This window comes from Exiguobacterium sp. s121 (genome assembly GCF_018617245.1).
Classification (GTDB): Bacteria; Bacillota; Bacilli; order Exiguobacteriales; family Exiguobacteriaceae; genus Exiguobacterium; species Exiguobacterium profundum.
Genome location: NZ_JACSJV010000004.1, coordinates 1 through 23,479, shown reverse-complemented (window position 1 = coordinate 23,479; position 23,479 = coordinate 1). Strand labels below are relative to the sequence as shown.

Annotated in this window: 19 protein-coding genes and 2 riboswitches; of the genes, 12 read left to right on the top strand and 7 right to left on the bottom strand. The window is 45.7% G+C overall.

Translation table 11 applies throughout. From position 1 onward, the window contains the following. Window positions 1-48: 48 nt before the first annotated feature. From KOG47_RS13340 to KOG47_RS13330, 3 genes are read left to right on the top strand one after another with little or no spacing between them, the layout of a single operon-like run. On the top strand, window positions 49-1,470 hold the full coding sequence (locus tag KOG47_RS13340; RefSeq protein ID WP_196431520.1) for a PTS mannitol transporter subunit IIBC: 1,422 nt from the start codon (window positions 49-51) through the stop codon (window positions 1,468-1,470). A gap of 47 nt (window positions 1,471-1,517) precedes the next feature. Further along, window positions 1,518-1,949 (top strand): PTS mannitol transporter subunit IIA, encoded by a 432-nt coding sequence (locus KOG47_RS13335; RefSeq protein ID WP_026824364.1) that lies wholly within the window; start codon window positions 1,518-1,520, stop codon window positions 1,947-1,949. Further along, the gene (locus tag KOG47_RS13330; protein WP_215244369.1) at window positions 1,950-3,098 is read left to right on the top strand and encodes a mannitol-1-phosphate 5-dehydrogenase; all 1,149 of its coding nucleotides are present in this window, start codon (window positions 1,950-1,952) and stop codon (window positions 3,096-3,098) included. It begins immediately after the preceding gene. A 37-nt stretch (window positions 3,099-3,135) separates the two neighbouring features. On the opposite strand, the gene KOG47_RS13325 is transcribed toward KOG47_RS13330, so the two are convergent. Further along, entirely contained in the window at window positions 3,136-5,484 is a 2,349-nt protein-coding gene (locus tag KOG47_RS13325; protein WP_215244368.1) for a bifunctional diguanylate cyclase/phosphodiesterase, read from the bottom strand. 138 nt (window positions 5,485-5,622) lie between these two features. Between KOG47_RS13325 and KOG47_RS13320 the strand changes: the two genes are divergently transcribed. Together KOG47_RS13320 and KOG47_RS13315 are read left to right on the top strand one after the other, a co-directional pair. Beyond that, window positions 5,623-6,450 (top strand): CPBP family intramembrane glutamic endopeptidase, encoded by an 828-nt coding sequence (locus tag KOG47_RS13320; RefSeq protein ID WP_251131879.1) that lies wholly within the window; start codon window positions 5,623-5,625, stop codon window positions 6,448-6,450. A gap of 27 nt (window positions 6,451-6,477) precedes the next feature. Beyond that, window positions 6,478-6,999 (top strand): GNAT family N-acetyltransferase, encoded by a 522-nt coding sequence (locus tag KOG47_RS13315; RefSeq protein WP_215244367.1) that lies wholly within the window; start codon window positions 6,478-6,480, stop codon window positions 6,997-6,999. Window positions 7,000-7,021: 22 nt separating this feature from the next. Here the strand turns inward: KOG47_RS13315 and KOG47_RS13310 are convergent, their stop codons facing one another. From KOG47_RS13310 to KOG47_RS13300, 3 genes are all read right to left on the bottom strand, one after another. After that, entirely contained in the window at window positions 7,022-8,524 is a 1,503-nt protein-coding gene (locus KOG47_RS13310; protein WP_215244366.1) for an N-acetylmuramoyl-L-alanine amidase family protein, read from the bottom strand. 173 nt (window positions 8,525-8,697) lie between these two features. Further along, entirely contained in the window at window positions 8,698-9,000 is a 303-nt protein-coding gene (locus KOG47_RS13305) for a hypothetical protein (RefSeq protein WP_074034700.1), read from the bottom strand. 65 nt (window positions 9,001-9,065) lie between these two features. Continuing rightward, window positions 9,066-9,743: a hypothetical protein gene (locus tag KOG47_RS13300; RefSeq protein ID WP_074034698.1), complete on the bottom strand. Its 678-nt coding sequence runs from the start codon at window positions 9,741-9,743 to the stop codon at window positions 9,066-9,068. 259 nt (window positions 9,744-10,002) lie between these two features. On the opposite strand from KOG47_RS13300, the gene KOG47_RS13295 reads away from it, so the two are divergent. Next, window positions 10,003-11,268: a helix-turn-helix domain-containing protein gene (locus tag KOG47_RS13295; RefSeq protein ID WP_159563472.1), complete on the top strand. Its 1,266-nt coding sequence runs from the start codon at window positions 10,003-10,005 to the stop codon at window positions 11,266-11,268. 47 nt (window positions 11,269-11,315) lie between these two features. Here the strand turns inward: KOG47_RS13295 and KOG47_RS13290 are convergent, their stop codons facing one another. Together KOG47_RS13290 and KOG47_RS13285 are read right to left on the bottom strand one after the other, a co-directional pair. Beyond that, on the bottom strand, window positions 11,316-11,633 hold the full coding sequence (locus KOG47_RS13290) for a hypothetical protein (protein ID WP_074034697.1): 318 nt from the start codon (window positions 11,631-11,633) through the stop codon (window positions 11,316-11,318). Window positions 11,634-11,831: 198 nt separating this feature from the next. Further along, on the bottom strand, window positions 11,832-13,673 hold the full coding sequence (locus KOG47_RS13285; protein WP_215244365.1) for an ATP-binding protein: 1,842 nt from the start codon (window positions 13,671-13,673) through the stop codon (window positions 11,832-11,834). 241 nt (window positions 13,674-13,914) lie between these two features. On the opposite strand from KOG47_RS13285, the gene KOG47_RS13280 reads away from it, so the two are divergent. The 6 genes from KOG47_RS13280 (at window position 13,915) to KOG47_RS13255 (ending at window position 22,268) form a co-directional block, all read left to right on the top strand. Beyond that, window positions 13,915-14,520 carry a flavin reductase family protein gene (locus KOG47_RS13280; protein WP_196431509.1) on the top strand — a complete coding sequence of 202 codons (606 nt, stop codon included), beginning with the start codon at window positions 13,915-13,917 and terminating at the stop codon, window positions 14,518-14,520. A 171-nt stretch (window positions 14,521-14,691) separates the two neighbouring features. Then, a complete protein-coding gene (locus tag KOG47_RS13275; RefSeq protein WP_074034693.1) occupies window positions 14,692-15,642 on the top strand; it encodes an AAA family ATPase in 951 nt (316 codons plus the stop codon). Further along, window positions 15,639-16,709 carry a DUF58 domain-containing protein gene (locus KOG47_RS13270; RefSeq protein WP_159563475.1) on the top strand — a complete coding sequence of 357 codons (1,071 nt, stop codon included), beginning with the start codon at window positions 15,639-15,641 and terminating at the stop codon, window positions 16,707-16,709. Before KOG47_RS13275 ends, KOG47_RS13270 begins: the two co-directional genes overlap by 4 nt. Then, window positions 16,706-18,805 (top strand): transglutaminase domain-containing protein, encoded by a 2,100-nt coding sequence (locus KOG47_RS13265; RefSeq protein WP_215244364.1) that lies wholly within the window; start codon window positions 16,706-16,708, stop codon window positions 18,803-18,805. The genes KOG47_RS13270 and KOG47_RS13265 overlap by 4 nt, the downstream gene beginning before the upstream one ends. Window positions 18,806-18,846: 41 nt before the next feature. After that, window positions 18,847-18,947, top strand: a riboswitch (purine riboswitch). A gap of 111 nt (window positions 18,948-19,058) precedes the next feature. Continuing rightward, window positions 19,059-20,582 carry a glutamine-hydrolyzing GMP synthase gene (gene guaA, locus KOG47_RS13260; protein ID WP_159563679.1) on the top strand — a complete coding sequence of 508 codons (1,524 nt, stop codon included), beginning with the start codon at window positions 19,059-19,061 and terminating at the stop codon, window positions 20,580-20,582. Window positions 20,583-20,716: 134 nt separating this feature from the next. Next, window positions 20,717-20,818, top strand: a riboswitch (purine riboswitch). Between the two features lie 88 nt (window positions 20,819-20,906). Continuing rightward, window positions 20,907-22,268: an NCS2 family permease gene (locus KOG47_RS13255; protein WP_015880700.1), complete on the top strand. Its 1,362-nt coding sequence runs from the start codon at window positions 20,907-20,909 to the stop codon at window positions 22,266-22,268. 26 nt (window positions 22,269-22,294) lie between these two features. On the opposite strand, the gene KOG47_RS13250 is transcribed toward KOG47_RS13255, so the two are convergent. Beyond that, on the bottom strand, window positions 22,295-23,137 hold the full coding sequence (locus tag KOG47_RS13250; RefSeq protein WP_196431504.1) for a VanW family protein: 843 nt from the start codon (window positions 23,135-23,137) through the stop codon (window positions 22,295-22,297). Window positions 23,138-23,479: the final 342 nt, after the last annotated feature.

Sequence of the window (23,479 nt, the reverse complement as noted above, 5' to 3'; positions counted from 1 at the left end):
ACACTACACATTCAACCTTTCACATTTAAACGACTGGAGGTTTTATACATGGCGAATACGCAAGCAAGCTCGGGCGGGGTCCGAGTCAAAGTACAACGGTTCGGTAGTTTCCTCAGTGGGATGGTCATGCCGAACATCGGCGCCTTCATTGCCTGGGGGATTATCACAGCACTCTTCATTCCAACAGGATGGTGGCCAAACGAAAAATTAGCAGAACTCGTTGGTCCAACCATCACGTATCTCTTACCATTACTCATCGGTTTCACTGGTGGTAAATTACTTCATGACGTACGAGGCGGTGTCGTCGGGGCACTCGCCACGATGGGGGTCATCGTCGGTACCGACATTCCGATGTTCCTCGGTGCGATGATCATGGGTCCACTCGGTGGTTATGTCATCCGCCAAGTCGACCGTGCCCTTGAAGGCAAAGTTAAAGCAGGATTTGAAATGCTCGTCAACAACTTCTCAGTTGGAATCATCGGTGGTCTTCTCATGCTTGGAGGATTTGAAATCTTCGGTCCGATCATGAGTGCCCTCGATAAAGTCATGGCGGCAGGTGTTGACTGGATCGTCGGCGCGAAATTGCTTCCGATTGCGAGTCTGTTCATCGAACCAGCAAAAGTTCTCTTCTTGAACAACGCCATCAACCACGGGATCTTGAGTCCGCTTGGTGTCGATCAAGTCGCAGACGCTGGAAAGTCCGTTCTCTTCTTACTTGAAGCAAACCCAGGACCAGGTCTTGGATTACTTCTCGCCTATATGTTCTTCGCCAAAGGTGCAGCGAAACGTACGGCACCGGGTGCAGCTATCATTCACTTCCTTGGTGGGATTCACGAGATTTACTTCCCATACGTATTGATGAAGCCGGTCTTGATCCTTGCGATGATCGCAGGGGGCGCAACAGGGATCTTCACGTTCGTACTCTTTGATGTCGGTCTCGTCGCACCTGCTTCACCAGGTAGTATCTTTGCCATTCTTGCGATGGCATCACGCGGTTCATATCTTGGACTCGTGGCAGGGATTCTCTTGTCAGCAGCGGTCACGTTCGCTGTGGCTAGTGTCATCTTGAAATCGAGCGCAGCAGAGGAAGTATCACTCGAAGAAGCGACACAAAACGTGAGTGCGATGAAAGGCAAACAGTCTTACGCATCGGCTCTCGTGACAGATCGTCTTGATAAAGTCGACCATATCATCTTCGCTTGTGACGCTGGAATGGGATCGAGTGCCATGGGAGCATCGGTTCTCCGGAACAAGGTCAACAAAGCGAACTTGCCAATCAAAGTGACGAACACGTCCATCAGCAACTTGCCGAAAGATGCTCAGTTTGTCATCACACACGAAGATTTGACGGAGCGTGCGGAAGCGCAAGCACCGAATGCGATTCATCGTTCGGTCACGAACTTCTTGAACGCCGATTACTACGACCAATTGGTAGAAGAAATTAAAGCGGAACGCAGCAAAATTTCTTGAACTCAGAACAGATAGAGATACGGTTTAGCCATTAGGAGGAAATCAAAATGCCATTCATTCAAACAGAGATGATTCGACTTAACCAAACATTCGCAACGACAGAGGAAGCGATCACAGCAGCCGGAGCCGTCCTACAAGACGCCGGCTGTGTGACGCCGGAGTATGTAGAAGCGATGCATGAACGTCAAGCGATCGCCAACGTCTATATCGGAAACCACGTCGCCATTCCACACGGTACAGAAGCAGCGAAATCAGCGGTTCAGAAGACGGGGATCTCGTTCTTGCAAGTACCAGACGGTGTCGACTTCGGAGGTCAAACGGCCAAACTCGTCATCGGAATTGCAGGCGTGAATGATGAACATTTAGAGCTCCTTTCGCAAATCGCGATTCTCTGCTCGGACGAAAGCAATGTGGAGCGTCTTGTTCAGGCGAAAACGAAAGAAGAAATCTTGGCGCTCTTTATGGAAGAGGTGGCGTAAATGAAAGCTGTTCATTTTGGTGCAGGGAACATTGGACGAGGATTTATCGGATTATTGCTCAATCAAAGCGGTTACGAGGTGACGTTTGTCGACATCAATGACACTGTCATCGAAGCGCTTGAGGTAAAACGTCATTATGAGGTCGGATTCGCAGAAGACGGCGTCGATCGTATCATTGTCGACCGTGTTCGCGGTGTCAACAGTTTAAAAGAACCGGCTCGTGTCGTGGAATTGATTGCAGAAGCAGATCTCGTGACGACGGCTGTCGGACCGTCACTCCTCTCAAAAGTGGCACCGTTGATTAGCGAAGGACTTCGTGCTCGTGAAGTCGAAGACGCCCCGGTTTATGTCATTGCATGTGAGAACATGATTGGTGGGAGTGCGATTCTTCGTCAAGAAGTAGAGGCGTGTGACGGTGTCGGGGAGGCGAATGTCTTCTTCCCGAACGCGGCTGTCGACCGCATCGTCCCACTACAACAACATGAGGATCCACTTTACGTGGAAGTCGAGACGTTCCATGAATGGGTCATCGAGACACAAGGGCTCAACGAACAACCACCGATTCAAGGTGTGACATGGGTTGAAGAAATCGGACCGTATATCGAACGGAAATTATTCACGGTCAATACGGGACACGCCATCGCCTCTTATATTGGCTCGTTGTTCGGGAAGGCGACGATTGACGAGGCATTGAAGGATCGCCGTGTGCGTCAAGTCGTCCAAGGCGCTTTATATGAAACAGGTTGGTTATTGCTTGAGAAATATGGATTCGAGGCGAAAGAGCATAGCCAATACATTCAAAAAATCATCAAGCGCTTTGAAAACCCGAAATTGAAGGACGAAGTGTCGCGCGTGGCGCGTTCGCCGATTCGTAAACTTGGACCGAGCGACCGTCTCGTCAAGCCGGCACGCGAATTGATGGATAACGGCATCGAGCCAAACGAACTCGCTTACGGGATTGCAGCAGCCCTTCATTACTACAACCCGGAGGACTCGGAATCGTCGGAGCTGAACTTGTCGATCGAAGAACACGGCATCTCGTCAACGATTGAAAAATACCTTCATCTTCATGAAGGGGACACGTTGACCCAGTTGATTCTCGATCAATATCATTTGATTCGGGAAGAAGAAAAAGAACGCGTGTCGTAACTAAAAATCGCTCCTGTCTATTTGACAGGAGCGATTTTTAGTGTTTTCCGAACTCGAGATAGGTGGTCGTCTCTTTGACATGAAACGGAACGTCTGTCTCAGACAACGGAAGACTGAAGTAGTAGCCCTGTACGTAGTCACACGATTCCTTGAGTAGCCATTCGAGTTGCGCGGATGTTTCCACACCCTCCATGAGAACTTTCATACCCAGGTTGTGACCGAGTTGAATCATCGAGCGGACGATGGCCTCTTGATTGCGGTCGGTGAACAGGTTTTCGATAAACGTTCGATCGATTTTCAGCACTTGCACAGGAAGTTCCCGAAGTTGGCTGAAAGAAGAATAGCCGGTCCCAAAATCATCGAGAGAAATGAGGATCCCGAGCTGATGCAACTGCGTCAGTTTTTCACGAGTCGAGGCCTCATATGAAAGCATCGAGGACTCGGTCACTTCCAATTCGAGATACATCGGGTCCATCCCCGTCTCCAAAAGAATGGATTGTAGCGTATCAACAAAGTCTTCGCGCGCAAATTGGAGCGGGGAGACGTTAAGGGATAATGTAAAGGGACGTATCCCAGTTCGTTGCCAACGTACCCAAGTGCGACAGCCTTCCCGAATGACCCAATGACCAATCGAATGAATTAACCCCGTGTTTTCTGCAATCGGGATGAAGTCAGATGGCGCAACCTTTCCGATTTGTGGATGTTGCCAGCGAAGTAACGCTTCCACGCCTTCTAATCGATTCCGCTTCAAATCGATTTTCGGTTGATAGACAAGTGTCAGTTCGTTTTTACTTAGTGCGGTGACGAGTGCTTTTTCTATCTCGATATTGCGTAAGAGTTGAGGTCGTGATGATTCTTCGAATAATTTGATATTATTCTCTCCATCTTGTCTGGATTCATCAGCCGCAAGACGAGAAAACTGAATAAGTTCTTCGGAAGAAGCACTATCCTTAGGGAAATGACTGATTCCCGCACTCATCGTCAATTCAAGAGTCGTGCCATCCACGTCGAAGCTGGATGAAAGCGCCTTAATACATTTTTCAGCCTTTTGATGAGCGAGCGAACTTCGTTGCGCAAATAGTAAGATGACAAACTCGGATGGTCCGATTCGTGTCAACACATCGTCTGGGTGAATCGTATGTTTGAGGCGGTCAGCGACTTGAATGATCAACTCATCTGCTCCGTGATGCCCGAGAATGTCACTTAGGAAACGCCAGCGGTTTACGTCGATATATAAACAGGCGACCGAACGTTCTTGTGAGATACATTCCTTCAAGAGGGCATCCAGTTTATGCCGATTTGGTAAATCCGTCAATGCATCGTGAAAAGCCATATGTTCAATCAGACGCTGAGAGGCGACTGCTTCGGTCACATCTCGGATAAACCAGAGTACTTGATTGTTCGAACCATCTTGAAGTGGGTAAGACGTCACTTCTAACGTACGATGATTCGTGTCAATTTGTACCGGCTGATAGAACGGCTGTTGAGCCGACAGCAAAGGATGATAATCCTGAAAAAAAGGTTCTGTTACATGCCCCTCGAATAAGTGAGCGAACGCCTGATTTTGATATTGGATTTCACCATCGCTTGTCGTCGTCACTACGGCATCCGTTGTCGATTCTAAAATCGTCGTTTGGAAGAGGTCACGTTTTTGGATTTGTCGTTCTAACGTATACGCAATAAAGTACATCCCGAATAAGAGAAATACGATGCTTGTGACTAACCATGCGAGTAGGGTCGGATCAATCGGAACCTGCCTGACGGGTGAAGCATCGGGGATAATGGTCGTTGCCCGCATTCCAGCAAGGTGCATACTTAAAATAGCTGTCCCCATCAGAAGGGAGAACATCAGTTTCACGGAAAAAGCGGAATGCTGCATAGAGTAGGATGAAAAGAAACCTACCCATAAGGCGAGAAAGGAAGCGCCCCAAGCGATACCAATCGAAATCAATACCCATAAGGGATCAAAGTCTAATTGAACACTTTGTATAGCGGTCATCCCGATATAATGCATGCTGACAATTCCGAATCCCATCAAACCGGAAGATTGCAGTAAGGTCATCCATGTCGTCTTTCGGGAAATCAAACCGAACGACAGGATGCACCCGGCAATCGCCGGAATCATCGATCCGATAATGAGCCAGATGGAGTACGTGCTTTCGTGTAAAGAAGCATGACCGAGCATGGCCACAAAATGCATGGACCAGATGCCGAGACCTAGGGTGGTACCACCAAATAAAATCCAAGTACGATGAGACGTTGTCACACCTCCTGTGACCCGCTTCGCTAATTCGAGTGCCATCAAGGCTGAAACGCTAGCAATGAGGAAAGCGAGCATCATCAAAAATCCATTATGACTCGTTGTGTGCGTGCTAATCTGTTCCATAGTGTCGATACCTCATAGGGTTTTTAATTTATGATTCACTTTATTATATGCCGAACAATTGTAATTACATATAAAAAGATTCAAATGCTATTCTTCCAATCAAATAAGGGGTACTACATTGCTGAAGGGGTGCTGACTATGTATAAAAATAAATACATTCACTTGTTCTTATTGGTCTCATTCGGCTACTCATGGCTTATATGGGGAAGTTTGTACTGGTGGACCGATTTACCGATTATGGCAATCGTTATTTCGGGAGCGTTTGGACCCAGCATTGCAGGGTTCGTTACGATGTATCGACTTCGCGGTGGGGAAGGGGTGACACATCTTTTTCGGAAAAGCGTTCAGTTCCAGATGAGTTGGAAGACGTATGTGATTCCCCTTTTGTTGGTGCCGTTCTTATTTCTCGTGGCGTATTGGTGGACGGATAGAAGCGATGCCTTACTCGTTCGCGAACCGTGGTGGATCGTCCCATACTTTCTCTATATGCTATTTCTCGGTGGGGCGGTGCAGGAAGAGTATGGATGGCGCGGCTATTTGCTCGACGCCTTGCAATCAAGACTCCCACCGCTTCTAGCCAGCTTGTCACTCGGAGTGGTCTGGACGCTATGGCATATTCCGCTCTTCCTCATGGTTGGAACAGTTCAGGCGAATCTATCGTTTTGGGCATATGGATTAGCCGTGATGGCTTATACGATTCTCATCACTTGGGTATACAACGGTTCGTCGCGTAATTTATGGTCGGCCTTTCTCATGCATACGATGTTTAATGTCATGCTCGTGATGGTCGGGTTCGAAGCGGAAAGTGGTTATCCAGTCGGGTTTATTCATTTGACGATCACGTTATGGACCGCTGCGATTTTAGTCATTTGGAAAACGTACGGTAAATTGAGTTATGAGCCACTCGAGGAAATGATTCCTTCATACCCGAGTGTTACGCAACGGATGCGTGAGGGTAAAGAGTAGGACAAAAAAGAAAAGGAAGTGGACGTCTTGAATTTTCGCGCACTCGAACAATCAGACGTGAAATCCTTGCAGCGCTTGTTTATGGAGAGTCTGAGTGACTTGATTCGACGAGAGCGTTTTGAAGATGCCGATTTGCTCGATGAAGAAGTGGCACGTCTGAACACGACGATTCAAGATCATTTCGATGATGACACCGTTCAACTGTACATTGTGGAAGAAGACGGAATCATTGTGGGAGCAGGGGCGTTACTACCTCCGAATGATATCATCTCAGGCAACATACAAATTGAGCGTGGTGCAATCGAGTTAGGGAGTGTCTATGTGTCACCTCGTATGCAGCGGCGAGGTGTCGGACAATACTTGTTAGAAGAAATGATGCGTGAAATTTCGAATCGAGGGAAAGACGTCTTTTATTTAGATGCCGGATTCCCGAGCGCTCAAGCCTATTGGCAAAAACGATTGGGTGAGCCATCTCATATCCTCGAACATTATTGGGGTCCCGGGGCATCACATATGATTTGGCGGGTCAATATCAAACAAGGAACTTAGCTGAGTGCTAAGTTCCTTGTTTTTAGTAATAAGATCGCATGAATTGATGAATGCCGGATGCCGTTGCTTCAGCCATTCGTTGACGATATGTCGTACTCGTTAAATGTGAGCGGTCGCTTGAATTACTGATGAATCCGTATTCGACAAGGGTAGAAGGTGACACGTTACGTCCGACTACGTATACATTTTGATACTTGACCCCACGGTTTTGAATCGTGGAAATCCGTGAAGCGATTTCTTTATTGATACTTGAGCCGAGACTACGGCTGGCGGAAACGTAAGGGTTTGTCGTATAGCTATCTGACGTCGGGACGAGTACCTCATGTCCATGAGCCGTGTTATAAACAGAAGAGTTCGCGTGAAGACTGACGAACACATCCCCTTTATAAGACTTGTTGAGTGACACACGTTGGTCAAGGGAGAGGTACGTATCGTTTGAGCGAGTCAATTTAACGTTGTAGTCATATGTGCTCGATAAGACGCCAGCAAGGCGTTTCGCGATATCAAGTGCAATTACTTTCTCGTAAACCGATCCGTAGACAGCGCCAGGGTCGTTTCCGCCATGCCCTGCGTCGATGACGACCGTTTTACCAGTTCCGTCTGTATCGGTTGGTGTCGTGACAGTCGTAGGCTTCAAGTACTCGGATGCTACATAACCGGTTTTCCCATCGTATGTGACTTTATACCACGACTCGTAACGACTGACATACTTGACGACCGACCCGACCGGAATGACGGTTAAGACATTGCTCCAAGAGGCCGCGCTAAGGCGCATGTTCAAGTTCACGGTCGTTTCATAATAAGCAGACGGGGTTACAGGAGCTGTCGTCGCCGTTAAATAGTCAGAAGAAACGTAACCGGTTTTCCCATTATAGGTGACCTTATACCATGATCCGTAGCGACTCACATATTTGACCGTCGCACCCGACGGAATCGTCGTGACGACAGAACTCCATGAAGCGGCGCTGAGACGAAGGTTTAAATTGGCAGTCGTCTTATAATAGTCCGAAGGTGGGACGGGAGCACTCGTAGCTGTTAAATAAGCAGAAGCGACGTAGCCCGTCTTTCCATTGAACGTCACTTTGTACCATGACCCATAGCGACTGACATACTTGACGGTCGCGTCGGCAGGGATCACGGTGACGACATCGCTCCATGAAGCGGCAGTAAGACGCATATTTAATCGGTCTGTTGTCTTATAGTAAGCAGAAGTGTTCGAGACCGTAACGTATTGAGAAGAGACATATCCTGTTTTGCCTCCATAACTGACTTTGTACCACGAACCGTATGTACTGATATACGTGACGCTTGAGCCAGATGGAATGGTCAACAGGACAGGGCTCCAAGTGGCTGCACTTAAGCGAAGATTTAAGTTGGCGGTAGTGGTATAGGTCGAGGCGGCTTCAACAACAGTCGATTGAATACCAGATGAATCCAGTTGGAACGGGACGATTGCTGCCCCGGATATTGCAAGTGAAGAGCTGAGTAACAGCTTTAAACTCCATGATGATTTTGTTTCATTCAATGTTCAAACTCCTTTATTCATTAAACTAGTGACAAGGGCGGCGTATGAGAGTGCATCTAGGTTGTCCCTGTTTATTATATAAGTAAAAAGGAAAAAATGGAGGGGAATATATAATTCATTTACCTTTTTTCTTAAAATAAAAAAGACGCACAAGGCGTCTGGAGTAAATCAGATTAAACGATGCGAGGCATATCATCAACAAGTAGTTTAACTGGTTCATCTACTTTAACAATGCGAGGCATGTCGTCAACGAATAGTTTAGCAGGCTTGTCTACTTTAACAATGCGAGGCATATCATCAACAAAGAGTTTGATTGGTTCGTTCACTTTAACGATACGAGGCATATCATCAACGTGTAATTTGACGGGCTCATTTACTTTAACAATGCGAGGCATATCATCTACTAGAGGTCTAACAGAACTTCCTAAAAGTAAAACTGCTGTAGCGATAAATAGTATTCCTGTTACTTTTTTCATTAATAAAACCTCCATCAAATTATTATTTTATGCTTTTAAAGCAGAAAAACCTAAATTATCATAGATCATTCGTCAGCTTTCAAAGAATCGAACAATCGGTATAGTGTCTCAGATTGCTGATATATACGTGTCTCCAAATCTCCTGAGTAAGCATCTGGAGTGTCGGCAGGAAAGATCACTACTTTTTCAGATTCACTTTTTACAGCAGTTGCTAGAATAGAAACATTTACTTGTTGACTCAATAACGTACTGCAAAGAGAATGTGATATCTTATCAGTTTCATTGAGTAAATTTGGTCTCCAGCAAACTGATGTTTCGGGCAAAATATACAAAATATGTCCTTCTTCAAGTAGGGTCATGCATTGATTAGTAACAAAGTCTGAATCCTGCTCAACGTTAATATATTCATAATCAAGTAACTGTTTTTCATAAATTGTTTTTGTACTTCGTTTTAAAATCGAGAGGGAAAGTTCAGGTCCTAGAATATAAAGTTTTTTGAAAGAGTGAATGTGATTCAATGAACGAGCTATCAGTCGAGGTAATGATTGATAGTAATCGATTTGAAAAGCGTTTACAATGAAACCTCTAGGAGAACTTAACAATTGGGTCAGGTGTTCTAACCCTGAAAAATTATTATGATCTTCAGAAGTGTACATTGTATCCATGGTTGGAACTTGCTTTGACTTAAAATAAATTTTAGGCTTAATGTAGTCTTCGGCAAGTAAGAAACTTAGTTTTCCCATTTGTCATTTTCACCCCCGGATAAATAATTGAAATGTGTTATTTAGTAAAAATTAACTAGGAAATTTGTAGAAACTGTTTTTACTAGTTCAATATTATCATGTCATCTTTTATAAAGGGGGATGTTTTGGTTGGGAAAATCATTCCTAGAAATGCTCTTTTAAGATGCTTTTTTGTGGCGAATTTCCTGTATGCGTGACAAAAAGACTAATATTTTTTAAAAAAACCAACCATTTTAGTTCGAAGGGGCTACTTTTTGATATGGAATATAACTTTGGGAATTTAATAAAAGTAGAACGTATGCGGAAAAATATGAAGCAGTCAGTGCTTGCTAGAGGAATCTGCTCAATCTCATACTTAAGTAAAATTGAAAATAATCAAACTACTCCTAGTGACGAAGTCTTAGAACTGATTTTTGAAAGGTTAGAATTAGAGGTTCCACTTTATTATGACTTCAGTGAAAAAGTAGATCAAACTAAAAAAGAAATTCGAGATATATTGAAAGAAGCATTATTGTCACGCCAAGAAGATAAGTATTTTAAGAGGATTGAAAAATTTAAAACAAATCCTGTTGTCTTACAATCGAAGGAATTGTACATTACTTTATTAATCACGCTAGCGCGATTTGGTCTCACACCTGGTGGTAATGTTCAATATTTAATTGAAGTAGGTTGGATTAAAGATCAACTAAACAAAGACAATCGTTTGCGATACGATTTATTGCAGTGCCTCTACATGTTTCTCTATCAGTCGGCTGATCGAGAAACTACTGTGAGTTTGTTAGAGAATGTTGGTAAAGAGCTTGCGGATTCAAGTATTCCTGATTGGGAAAAAGCAGATATGCGATATGTGATGGGCGCCCTTTATCACCGATTTACAGATTATTCTCAAGCTATTGATTACGTGAAGTTGGCACTCGAGTATTTTCAAGAGAATTTTTGCTTGGAACGAATTATCGAGTCGCACATGATTATTGGTTTGTCATTTAAACGTCGGAAACGATACACAATTGCTTTAGAACATTATGAAAAAGCAGCGAAAGTGGCAGATAAGGCAAAATTGAACGATTATTATGGAATGCTTTATAACAATATGGGAGATATATATTTTTTAATTGGGGATCAAGAGAAAGCACAAAAATATTTTCTTGATAGTTTTAAGGTTAAAGAAGGAGCAAAAAGTAAACTATATAGTGTAATGTCTTTGCTTGAAGTCAATGCCGCTAAAAATAATATTGAAGGCATTATGGAATGGTTGGCAATAGGCTATGAGTTAAAAGGGGATCAAGATGATTTAGTAGAGTTTAACTATCACTTTGATATTTACGTAAGTAAGTATAAAAAAATTGATCAAAATGAGTTAATCCAAAGTCTAAAAAGGGCTGTTAATTATTTTGAAGCATATGATGAATACTACACTCATAAGTATGCATTGTGGTTGTCTAGAGAATTAAGAAGCACAGGAAAGTACAAACTTGCTACAGAATACTATGAAAAAACAATCTCAATGATGTCACGTTGGGAGTAAACAAAAAGAACTCGAGATAAGTAATGATACTTAAATCGAGTTCTTTTCTATGGCGTTGTAAAATAATGCACAGTCCACACTTGTTCTTGAACGAGGCGTTCGTCTTCTATATGACCGTTAAGGACCTGCTGTAATAGATGAATCAAATGTTTTTGAAGATTCGCATCATGAGAGCCACTATGCAAAATCTCCTCTTCGCTCGCAACAATGTAAAAACCACCAAGCCGCAATGGCACATGCTTCCGAATCAAAGCAGCGGCAGTTTGAAACTTCGCTTGCTCCCCCATGTGAGGCACGTCAATCTCGAAACGTCCCCATTGATTAAAATCTCCAATTTCTGAAAAAGGTGGGTCACGATGATCCAATGGCAAGTCCTCCGATCCTAGCAATCTCTTTATATTCAGTATATCTTGTTTTTGACTTAAAACGTGCAAAAATAAATGGATAGGGTAACCTACATCTACGAAAATGAATCGGTTTCTTTCCTTTCTATATTCTGTAAAAGGATTCCTTCCAAATTAGGCAAAAAAAGAGTCAAAAATAACACGGTCATATCGACCGTGTTATTGCATGATGTGTTCTTTTGAGGTTGGGAGTTCACAGATAAATGTACTTCCTTCCCCGTATACCGATTCGACATGGAGTTGACCATCATGGGCTTTGGCAATTTCTTTACAAATTGCGAGACCGAGACCGGTACCTCCGATTTTACGACGATCCGAATTATCGACGCGGTAAAATTTCCCGAAGAGGTGAGGGAGCGAGGCACTCGGTATACCCATACCGTGGTCTCTCACTTTCATCACGACCTCTTCGTCTATACGTTCGAGCGATACAAGGATATTCCCGCCATCTGGCGAATATTTGATGGCGTTACTTAATAGGTTACCAAGTAATTGACGCATCCCTTCTAAGTCTGCATCGATAATAAAGTCTTGTTCGGTATCGGCATCGATGAATAGTTCATGCCGGTCCGTCGTTTCCTGATAAAACGCGACACTGTCTGTGATGAGCTTGTATAAATCGACCGGTTCCCACTCGAACGTTTGCTTTCCAGACTCCATTTTTTGAAGATCCAAGAAATCGTTGACGAGATACGAGAGTCGTTTCGCTTCATCGTGGATTGTCTTCAAATACAGTTCACGACGACTTTCCTTCAAATCTCGTGACAGCATCAGTTCAGTAAATCCGTAAATCGAGGACAATGGTGTCCGTAATTCATGTGAGACGGTCGAGACGAGTTCGGATTTCATCCGATCGATTTCTGTTTCGGCCGTGACGTCACGTAAGACGAGCATCGTTCCACGGAGTTTGCGGTCTCGATAGACACTTTCGGCATAAAGTTGAATGAAGCAATCGCCTTGGTCGATTGAAATCGTGAGCCCATCCTCCGGCGGATCTTGCGTGAAGACGCGTTCGAAGTATCGGACAAACTGTTCATGTTGATCGACCCGTTCCGCCAGCTGTTCGATATCGATGTCAATGGCAGAGAGTTCTTCGTATCCCTTATAGTCAAAGTGTAAATCATCAAACATACGGATGAAGGCGCGATTGCCGACGATAGTGTCATCTTCATAGTTCACATATAAAATGGCCTCACGTACAGAATTGATTAGTTGCGCCGTCTCTTTCCGATCCTGTTGCATCTGGCGATAAAGCTGCATGCGGAGAAGTGAGATGGCAAGTTGACCGGCGAACGCATTCAATTCCGATTTTTCACTGGCATCGTATTGTTCATCGTAACGAGCCAAATAGAGACATCCAATGAGACTATTATCTGATGGGTCCATAATCGGGATGACCGTCTCATAGATATAATATGGATACGTGTGTAACGCATCGACGACCCGCTTAGAAGTGGCGGCCGGTAACTTTGAAATCATGACTCGTTTAAGCAAAAGGGAATCTTTCTTTAGACTTTCTTGTTGATCTTCGGTCATCTCTTTCGGGACAACAGACGTGATTTCTCCGTCTTTAGTGAGCAAGAGGGCGCCGAACTCAGATTTTGTAAGCAACACAATCTTTTCAATAACAGAAGAGTAATCAAATAAGGATTCTTTCGAGGCCAATACTTCAATCAACTCGTTACGATATTGAAGATTAATTTCATTTAATTTCGATTCATTTAATACGTTCTCGAGCTTTTCTTTTTTCGCTTTCAGTCTGCTGTTCTGGTCGGCCATCCGTTTGATGAGCGGGCGTCCGATTAATAAGATGGCACTGATGAACATGACGAGCCCGATCATCCAAATCCATCGGAGAGCAGTGAGTTCGAGAGTAGAGACATTCCCATCACGCACGAACCAGGCTCCAATCAAGGTTAAAACCAGACTGAATCCACAGACACTATATAAAATACTGAGTATTTGACGACTGTTCAATTGTTCAATCCACTTGCTGATCATTCGTTCTACTTCCTTCCTTGAACATAAAAAACGATAGGTCATCTTTTCCTTGCCCTGAATTCTATGAGACCGGGAAGGGAAAATGAAGCAATTTGCTTATTCAACGTGCATTAAAATAGATTCACATAATGCGATTTACCCAAAATACATGAAATGTACACGTGTCAACCTGCTTTGCGTTGACATTATTTAACGAAGTGATTACCTTGATATTAAGATAAAACAACGAGGAGTGTAGTCTATGTTATCAATTGAACCGTCTGCCTTGACTGAACGAGACACATATAAGTTTTTGATTGGCAGCATTGTGCCAAGACCGATTGCGTTTGTCACAACACAAAATGGGGACGTGATTAACGCCGCCCCGTTTAGCTATTTTAATGTAGTCGCATCCAACCCTCCGCTCGTCTCCGTCTCAGTTCAACGAAAAGATGGCGTCATGAAAGACACGGCGCGTAACGCACTCCGTACGAATGAACTAGTGATTCATGTCGTAGATGAAACGAACGTCATCAACGTGAACGAGACGGCCGCCAACCTTGCGGCAGATGAGAGTGAGCTGTCTCGTACAGACTTTACGCTTCAACCGAGTGATGTGATTTCGACTCCAGGGGTCAAAGAAGCAAAAATCCGTTTTGAATGTGTGCTCCATCATCACTTGCCGATCGAACATGACGGAAAAACGACTGCCGATTTATTGATTGCGCGAATTGTCCGTTTCCATATTGACCGAGAGTTATATACTCAAGGACGCATCGATGCTAAACGGCTTGCGCCTGTCAGTCGGATGGCTGGCAATAGTTATGCGACCCTTGGGGAACTATTTGACGTGAAGCGTCCAGAGTAATCGATAAACGTGCCCGTTTTTTCTAAAGAACGGACACGTTTTTTGGGTAAAGAAATAGGAAGCGCATTTGGGTGCGGTATTTCTTTCTTTCCGACACTCGCTTGTGTCACAATAAAGTCAGAACATTCTAACTTTCAGTCATCCTAGATCAGAGAAAAAGGGGAGTCCGTCATGTACCGTCCAACTGTCCAATCGATTATTACTGCTATTGAAACCGTGATTGTCGGAAAAGAAGAAGTCATCGCAAAAAGTCTCACTGCCTTGCTAGCAGGTGGGCATGTGCTGCTTGAAGACGTACCAGGAGTCGGAAAGACAATGCTCGTCCGTACGTTCAGCCGAGCGATTGACTTAGATTTTAAGCGCATCCAATTCACACCGGACATGCTACCGTCCGACTTGACCGGGATTTCGATGTACAACCAAAAAACGAGGGAATTTGAATATCGACCAGGTCCGCTCATGGGTAACATCATTTTAGCGGATGAAATTAACCGGACCTCACCGAAAACGCAATCGGCTCTTCTTGAGGCGATGGCTGAGCGAAGTGTAACAGTGGACGGGGAATTGAAAGTGTTACCGTCACCTTTCTTCGTCATGGCGACACAAAACCCGATTGAGCATGAAGGGACGTATCCGTTGCCGGAAGCACAGTTGGATCGCTTCTTACTTAAAATCGAGATGGGCTATCCGACATTCAATGAAGAGATTGCATTATTGTCGCGGTTTGAAAAAGAAGAGCCGCTCGAGGCGCTTCAGAGCGTGATTACGAAGCAAGAAGTTGAACTCATGCAACGTGAAGTGAGAGACGTGCATGTGTCGAGTGCGGTCAAACAGTACATTGTGCGATTGGTGCATGAGTCTCGAAAAGATCCGCATACGTATTTAGGAGGAAGTCCGCGAGCCACACTGGCGTTGATGAAAGCGGCACAGTCGTGGGCGTATATCCATAATCGCGATTTCGTCTTGCCGGATGACGTGAAGGCGATGGCGACGAGTGTGCTCGGACATCGCGTACTCTTGACAGCAGAAGCACGGTATAAAGGAAAATCACCGAATCAGTTGATTCAAGATTGGCTGGATACGTTGCCTGTCCCGATGGATCGTGAGGTCAATGAAGTATGAAAAACTGGATGAAGCTGTTCGTTGTATGGGCGGCGGCATTCGGATTGTATGCATTTGCCCGCATCGAAGGCAGTATCGTCGCTTCGACCTTATGGTGGTCGTTCGCTGTGTTGACCGTCTACTGGACACTCTTTATGATTTATCCGGTCACAGCGGCAAATGTGGTGCGCCGTGTGACAACGAAGCGACTTGTTTCTGGACAAACAATGGATGTCGAGTTACGAATTGAACGGAAGTATCCTTTCTTGATTGGGATGGTCACGTTAGAGGAGCGATTGCCACAACGTTTGACGGATGAAGACAAGACGATTGTCGTGCCTGTAGACCGTTTTTTCCGACAAGCAGAAGTCGTCCATTATGAGGTCGAGGCGATTAAGCGTGGGATTCATGTCTTTGACCGCACCGTTCTACATGTACGTGACGTATTTGGTCTGTTCGACCGGAAGCGGACGTTACGACTCGAGACGGTCGTCGAGGTGTCACCCGCTGAATTGCCGTTTGATTTACCTCGAGACGAACATGTCGGGGGTCGTGGGGAGCAATATCGTCAAATGCGGACATACACCGAAGTGGCCAATACGACCAGCGGGGTTCGGGAGTATGCGGCAGGAGACCGAATCGGACGGATTGATTGGAAGGCATCCGCACGCCGAGGGAACTTGATGACCAAGACGTTTGACCAGGAACAAGAGAAGAAGCTTTCACTCGTGTTCGTACCAGCCGTCTCTGCCGGGTATGAAGAGGCATTTGAACGTTCCCTATCCTTACTTGTTGGAGCGATTCGTCAGTTAGAACGAAAAAATCTGCCGTTTGAGCTCTACGTCATTGAAGAGCAGGTGCGACTGTTCCATCTTCCTGACCAGAGTGCAGAAGTCGGTCATTACTTGTTGACCGCAACGCCAGAAGCTGAGGGGCGTCTCGTCGAACGAGTGAAGCAGAAACTGCCTCAACAAACTGGAGATTTGATTTTGATCAGTCCTTTTGAAACGACGTCCATTCGAGAGTTGATGCATGAGACACAGGGTAGCTATCATCTCTACACGGCAGTTAATGAGGTGACGGTATGAAGACATGGGTAACCCGAATCGTCTATACGGCGCTTGCCGCCTATTTGTTGTCGTTCTGGATTGAGCCGATTGTTGGAAGTACGACGTTCGATGTGACGTGGCCGTTTTACTTCCTGCTCATCGTGCCGATGTTTGCCAGTATTCTGCCTTGGGCAGCTTTTCTTGGGATCTCGCTTCTTAATTTCCTCATCGTCTTGTATGCCTATCACGGCAGTATTTTGGACTGGTTTGGTCTATGGATGGAAGATTTGATGGGTGTCATGAGCGGTGAACTGCCGAATGAAGCGATTTTCTTCTCTGCCATGGCGCTGATCGGCTTACTGTTTGCTGTGCTCGTCGGACGAACGTATCCAAGTTATAGTTTTGCCCTTGGGATGATTGTGTCGACTCTCGGCATCATGGCCTATTTTGATACGTGGACGTTGTATGACGGGGAAGGCAATATCCTGTATGCCATCGTCACATCGCTCCTCTTACTATTTGTCACCGATTTGGCAAAACGACCGAGTCAATCGCTCGTCCGATTCGTCAGTATCGGACTACTCCTCAGTGTCGTCGTGGCTCTCGCAAGTGCTTCACCCACGCTTGAAGGCGATTGGTCTGACCGTATCACTACGAGTTTTCGGAATGCGACGACGGAAGGTGATGGGAGTGGCCCGGGTCGAGTTGGGTATGGAGTGAACGACGAATCGCTAGGTGGTCCGTTCGAACAGGATGACGGCATCGTCTTCATCGCTCGCGGCGTGCCGGCACGCTATTGGCGTATCGAATCCAAGGCGATTTATACGGGGAAAGGTTGGGTCGAATCACCAGTCCTGGACTCTAACTACAATCGTGGTCAGTTAGTGGACTCGGAAGTGGATACGACACCGGAACAGGCACTGTTACGTTTTGAGCGCCGACAACCGTTTGTTCCTTATGGTGGAGAATATCCGCAAGCTATCGAAACAGAGTCCGGTACCGAATTTCGAGTCGGTGATATCGAACGGGCTTTCCCGAACGAGACGATTACGATGCAACCGTCCGGAAAGATTGTATTTGAAAATGAGGAACAATCGACTCCGCGGACGATCCAACTTCGTTATAGTGTCCCGGCTTTCTCTGAAGAACAACTGGCATTAAATGAAGAGATCACATCGCTCACGGAAGAAGAGCAACAGGTCTATTTACAGCTACCGGAATCGTTGCCAGAGCGTGTACGAGATTTAGCCACTGACATCACGGCGGAGAGTGAGACACCGAACGAGAAGGCGGAAGCGGTAGAAGCTTATTTCCGAAATGGAGAATTTCAATACGACACCGAAAATGTGGCACAACCGGAAGGGGACACGGATTATGTTGACCAGTTCCTGTTCGACACACAAATCGGGTATTGCGATAATTTCTCGACGTCAGCTGCCGTATTGCTGCGCGCGAACGGCATACCGACGCGTTGGGTAAAAGGATTTACTATGGGTGACACACGAGGGGTCATTCAAGGTGAGGAAGAACATACGATTCGAAATCGTCACGCCCACTCGTGGGTCGAGTATTTCATTGAAGGCGCGGGCTGGGTTCCGTTAGAAGCGACAATCAGTTTCTCGGACGCCAACTTATTGCAGATGGAACGAGAAACGGATACGGAAGATACGACGCCGGCTGCGAATGATCCCCAAGCAAATCAGGACAACGATACGCAAAACCGTCCGCAAGAAGATTTGTTGATCGATGACGTGACGACAGGTGATGTTCAAGAGGAGGCACGTAACATGCCGGTGTGGGGATGGGTTGTCATTCTCTTCCTCGTGGCGGTCCTCGTTTGGAACCGGAAAATCATCGAGCGTCAAATCATGTATGTCTGGTGGATGAGTCGTCCGCTCACGGATGGGCGCCTCGTCTCGATGCACCGCTATTTGATGAAACGACTGCGTGCGAACGGATTCAAAATTGAGGGACGTACGCCTTCGGAACTCGCCAAAGAGGTCGACGCCTACTATGAAACGAATGATATGACCCGTCTGACGGCTTTGTTTGAGCAAGCTGTTTATGCGGAACAAGAGCCGAATTCAAAATATAAAGAATATTGGAAAATCATGATTCATCGAATTATGAGTTGAAGTGACGGGATGCATCAAGTAAGATAGACGCATTAGTTAGATAATTGAACATGGCATTCCTTCGTATATACTCGTGAATTGGCGCGAGAGTCTCTACCGGACCACCGTAAATGGACCGACTATGAAGGAGCACGTTTCGTATACAAAGAAAAGGGCGTGCTTCTTCTTCGGTTTGGATAATCTGGGGGAGAGGCGCGTCCTTTTTTTGAGGAGAAGGCAGAAAGGTGGAGATTTCGTGAAAGTAGAACAAGAAATGATTTTGGTGCTTGATTTTGGTGGTCAGTATAATCAGTTGATCACACGTCGTGTCCGTGACCTTGGCGTATACAGTGAGTTGCATTCGCATAAGATGACGGCAGACGAGATTCGCGAATTGAACCCAGTCGGCATCATCTTCTCAGGTGGACCGAACAGCGTATACGCGGAAGGCGCATATCGTTGCGACCCAGAGATCTTTGAACTTGGCATTCCGATTTTCGGAATTTGTTACGGCATGCAACTCATGACGCATCATTTCGGTGGTCGTGTCGAACGTGCCGCACATCGTGAATACGGGAAAGCGACATTGTTCTCAACGCCGGAAGCATCAGCGATTTATAACGGTCTTCCAGTCGAACATACAGTATGGATGAGCCACGGTGACCTCGTCATGGAAGCGCCGGAAGGATTTATCGTCGATGGAACGAACCCGTCTTGCCCGGTCGCTTCAATCAAAAACGATGAGTTGAAAATGTACGGTGTCCAATACCATCCAGAGGTTCGTCACTCGGAGTACGGAAACGACATCTTAAAAAACTTCATCTATGAAGTATGTGGTGCGAAAGGCGAATGGTCGATGGAAAACTTTATCGACCTCGAAGTGGAGAAAATCCGTGAAATCGTTGGCGATAAGCAAGTTCTTTGTGCGCTTTCGGGCGGTGTCGACTCTTCTGTCGTGGCCGCACTCGTTCATCGCGCAATCGGTGACCAGTTGACGTGTATGTTTGTCGACCATGGTCTCCTTCGTAAAGGGGAAGCGGATAGCGTCATGAAGACGTTCGCAGACGGATTCAACATGAAAGTCATCAAAATCGATGCACAAGAACGTTTCTTGACGAAGTTGGCTGGTGTCTCGGACCCTGAGCAAAAACGTAAGATTATCGGAAACGAGTTCATCTACGTATTTGATGAAGAAGCATCGAAACTCGTCGATATGGACTTCCTCGCACAGGGGACGCTCTACACAGACATCATCGAGAGTGGGACAGACACAGCGCAAACAATCAAATCACACCATAACGTCGGTGGATTGCCGGAAGATATGAACTTCACGTTGATCGAACCACTCAACACGCTCTTTAAAGACGAGGTCCGTGCACTCGGTACAGAACTCGGTCTTCCTGACTATATCGTTTGGCGCCAACCGTTCCCAGGTCCAGGTCTCGGAATTCGTGTCCTCGGTGAAATCACGGAAGAGAAGTTAGAAATCGTGCGTGAATCCGATGCGATTCTACGTGAAGAAGTGAAGAAAGCTGGACTTGAACGCGACATCTGGCAATACTTCACGGTGCTCACGCCGATTCGCTCGGTCGGAGTCATGGGTGACGAGCGTACGTACGACTATGCTGTCGGTGTCCGTGCGGTCACTTCAATTGATGGCATGACGTCTGATTGGGCACGTATTCCATGGGATGTGCTTGAGAAGATCTCTGTCCGGATTGTAAACGAAGTCAGCCACGTTAACCGTGTGCTGTATGACATCACGTCTAAGCCACCTGCAACAATCGAATGGGAATAAGCGGAACAGAGGGGGATTCCCCTCTGTTTTGTCTTAAAACCGAACATTAACGTTTTTTATCGATGTAAAATCCGTGAATTTAGTTGACATTCTATTTTTACGCTGATACGATAAGAACGTTCTTATTATAACCGAACAATTATAAAATATTTTGCCGTATAATATCGGGGATATGGCCCGAGAGTCTCTACGAAATCACCTTAAATGATTTCACTACGGCGAGACATAGATGAGGGTGTATGCCCTCGTATGTTTCGCGTGGGGTCCTCGGTCATTTGCCGGGGGCCTTTTCTCGTTTTACGGCGAGCACAAGGAGGAAAACAAATGAGCACACAGCTCAAGCAAGAACAGCAACAACCATCAACGACGAGTCGGATCGATCGTTACTTCCAACTCACAGCACTCGGTACGAGTGTCCGCACGGAACTGATCGCAGGATTTACAACTTTCCTCGCGATGGCGTACATTCTTTTCGTTAACCCGAACATTCTTGGGGCAGCGGGTATGGATACTGGAGCGGTCTTCGTGGCGACAGGTCTTGTCGCGGTAGTCGGTTCATTGACGATGGGACTTCTCGCGAACTACCCAATTGCGATTGCGCCAGGCATGGGCCTTAACGCGTTCTTCGCATATAGCGTCGTCATCGGGATGGGTATTTCTTGGCAAACGGCTTTGTCAGGTGTACTTGTATCAGGTCTCTTCTTTATCGTATTGACGTTATCAGGAATTCGCGAAACGATTGTTAATGCGATTCCGGCTCCTCTCAAAATGGCGGTTGCTGCAGGGATTGGTTTCTTCATCGCTTTCATCGGTTTGAAAAACGCAGGCATCGTTGTCGCGAATGAAGCAACACTTGTTAGTCTTGGTTCACTTGGTACGGGCACGACGCTTCTCGCGGTGTTCGGTCTTGTGGTCAGCGCCTTGCTTATGGCGCGCGACATCAAAGGTGGTATTTTCATCGGGATGTTGTTGACGGCGATTGTCGGGATGATTTTCGGTCTTGTGCCGACACCGACAGCGATCTCAGACGTTGTGTCGATGCCGCCGAGTATGTCATCTACATTCGGTCAAGCCTTCATCAACTTCGGTGATGTGTTCACGCTTCAAATGCTCGTTGTCATCTTGACGTTCTTCTTCATCGACTTCTTTGATACAGCTGGGACGCTCGTCGCGGTAGCGCGTCAAGCTGGGATCATGAAAGAGAATAAAGTACCACGTGCGAGTAAGGCGTTGTTAGCTGACTCGACAGCGACGGTGGCAGGTGCAATCTTCGGAACATCTACAGCGACTTCATACGTTGAATCGTCAGCAGGTGTCGCTGCTGGTGGACGAACAGGATTGACTGCTGTTTTCGCAGGATTGTTCTTCGGTTTGGCATTGTTCTTCTCGCCTCTCTTGGCAGTTGTTACGGCGCCGGTCACAGCTCCTGCGCTGATTATTGTTGGTGTGCTCATGGCTTCGGCTCTTCTTGATATCGATTGGAAAAAGATCGAGATTGCAGTTCCTGCATTCTTGACGATTATCATGATGCCACTTACATCATCAATCGCAACGGGAATTGGGCTTGGGTTTATCCTTTACCCACTCATGATGATTGCAAAAGGGAAGACGAAAGAGATTCATCCGATCATGTATGGGATGTTGGTCATCTTCTTGGCATACTTTATGTTCTTGCCACACGCATAAGTTCATTTGAAAAGCCGGCTCTGTTATTACGAGTCGGCTTTTTTGTATGCAGTATTTTCAGGAAGGAATGGATCGTACATCGTGATCGCGTGATTTTCTGTGATGAACTCATTTCGAAGATGTGTGCCATTCATTGAAGTGACTTCTCTAAATATCTGGTTATGTCGTATCGTTCCACCCCACCATTCCCGGGTGAAATGATGGTTTTCTTCATATATACGATACTGTTCTTTATTCGGGATGTTCGAGCGCCATTCCCCGACGAGATGATCTCCCTCTATATATAGAAGGAGTTGATACGTTTGTGCCGTCTGGTTTGTGATTTGTAAGTCGAGATAATTATAAGAACATGTCGCGCCACTTCCGAAAGGTTGGTCCCGTCGGTAATCTGGGAACACATCGTAGCTGTGACGATAACGTTCGGTCACGGTCAATGGGCTATGTAAGGTGATCCAATAGATTAGATTGGACAGTTGGCAAAGTCCGCCACCGATTCCTGAAGTGACTTTTCCGTAATGGAGAATCATTCCGTCGACGTATCCTTTACGTTTCGTTGGCTTGCCGATCATCTTCCAATAGGAGAAGACATCGTTTGGAGTCAGGATAGAGCCGTTCAGTTTGGTGATTGCAATTTTTAGGTTGGTTACCTTGTTATGCTGGACTTCCATGTCGACATCTCGGAGTTGGCGATACAAAGGAGTTCGGTGTGTATGGATCAGATATGACATCGGGTCAGTGTTTCGTTTTGAAACATACTTTCGTTTGTCCGTCATCCATTCTATTCGTCGCTTAAGCGTATAAATTTGTGTACCAGACCAGATTCTGAACGGTGAACGTTTCTTAGGCCGCTGTAAATCGGATTGCATCATTGGTTGACTCCTTATAGGTTTATAGTCGTTTTTAGATATAAGTGTATTCTTTAAAGTGATTTATTCTTCCTTCTTCCATTAAGGAGTTGGGATTCGAACTTTGGATGATGTAGAAAAAGATTTAAAAGTTTTTTTAGAATAATGCTTGCAAGATCAAAAAGCAGGTGATATAGTTATCTCTGTTGCCAGCGACAAACGTTGAACAAACGAAAAAGTTGTTGACATCAAAATGAATTAAATGTTATTATCATTTAGTCGCCAAGAGCGGCAGACGAACTTTGAAAACTGAACGATGAGGCAAAAATAAGTTTTACAATTTTTGAATGAAGCGCAAGCTTCGTC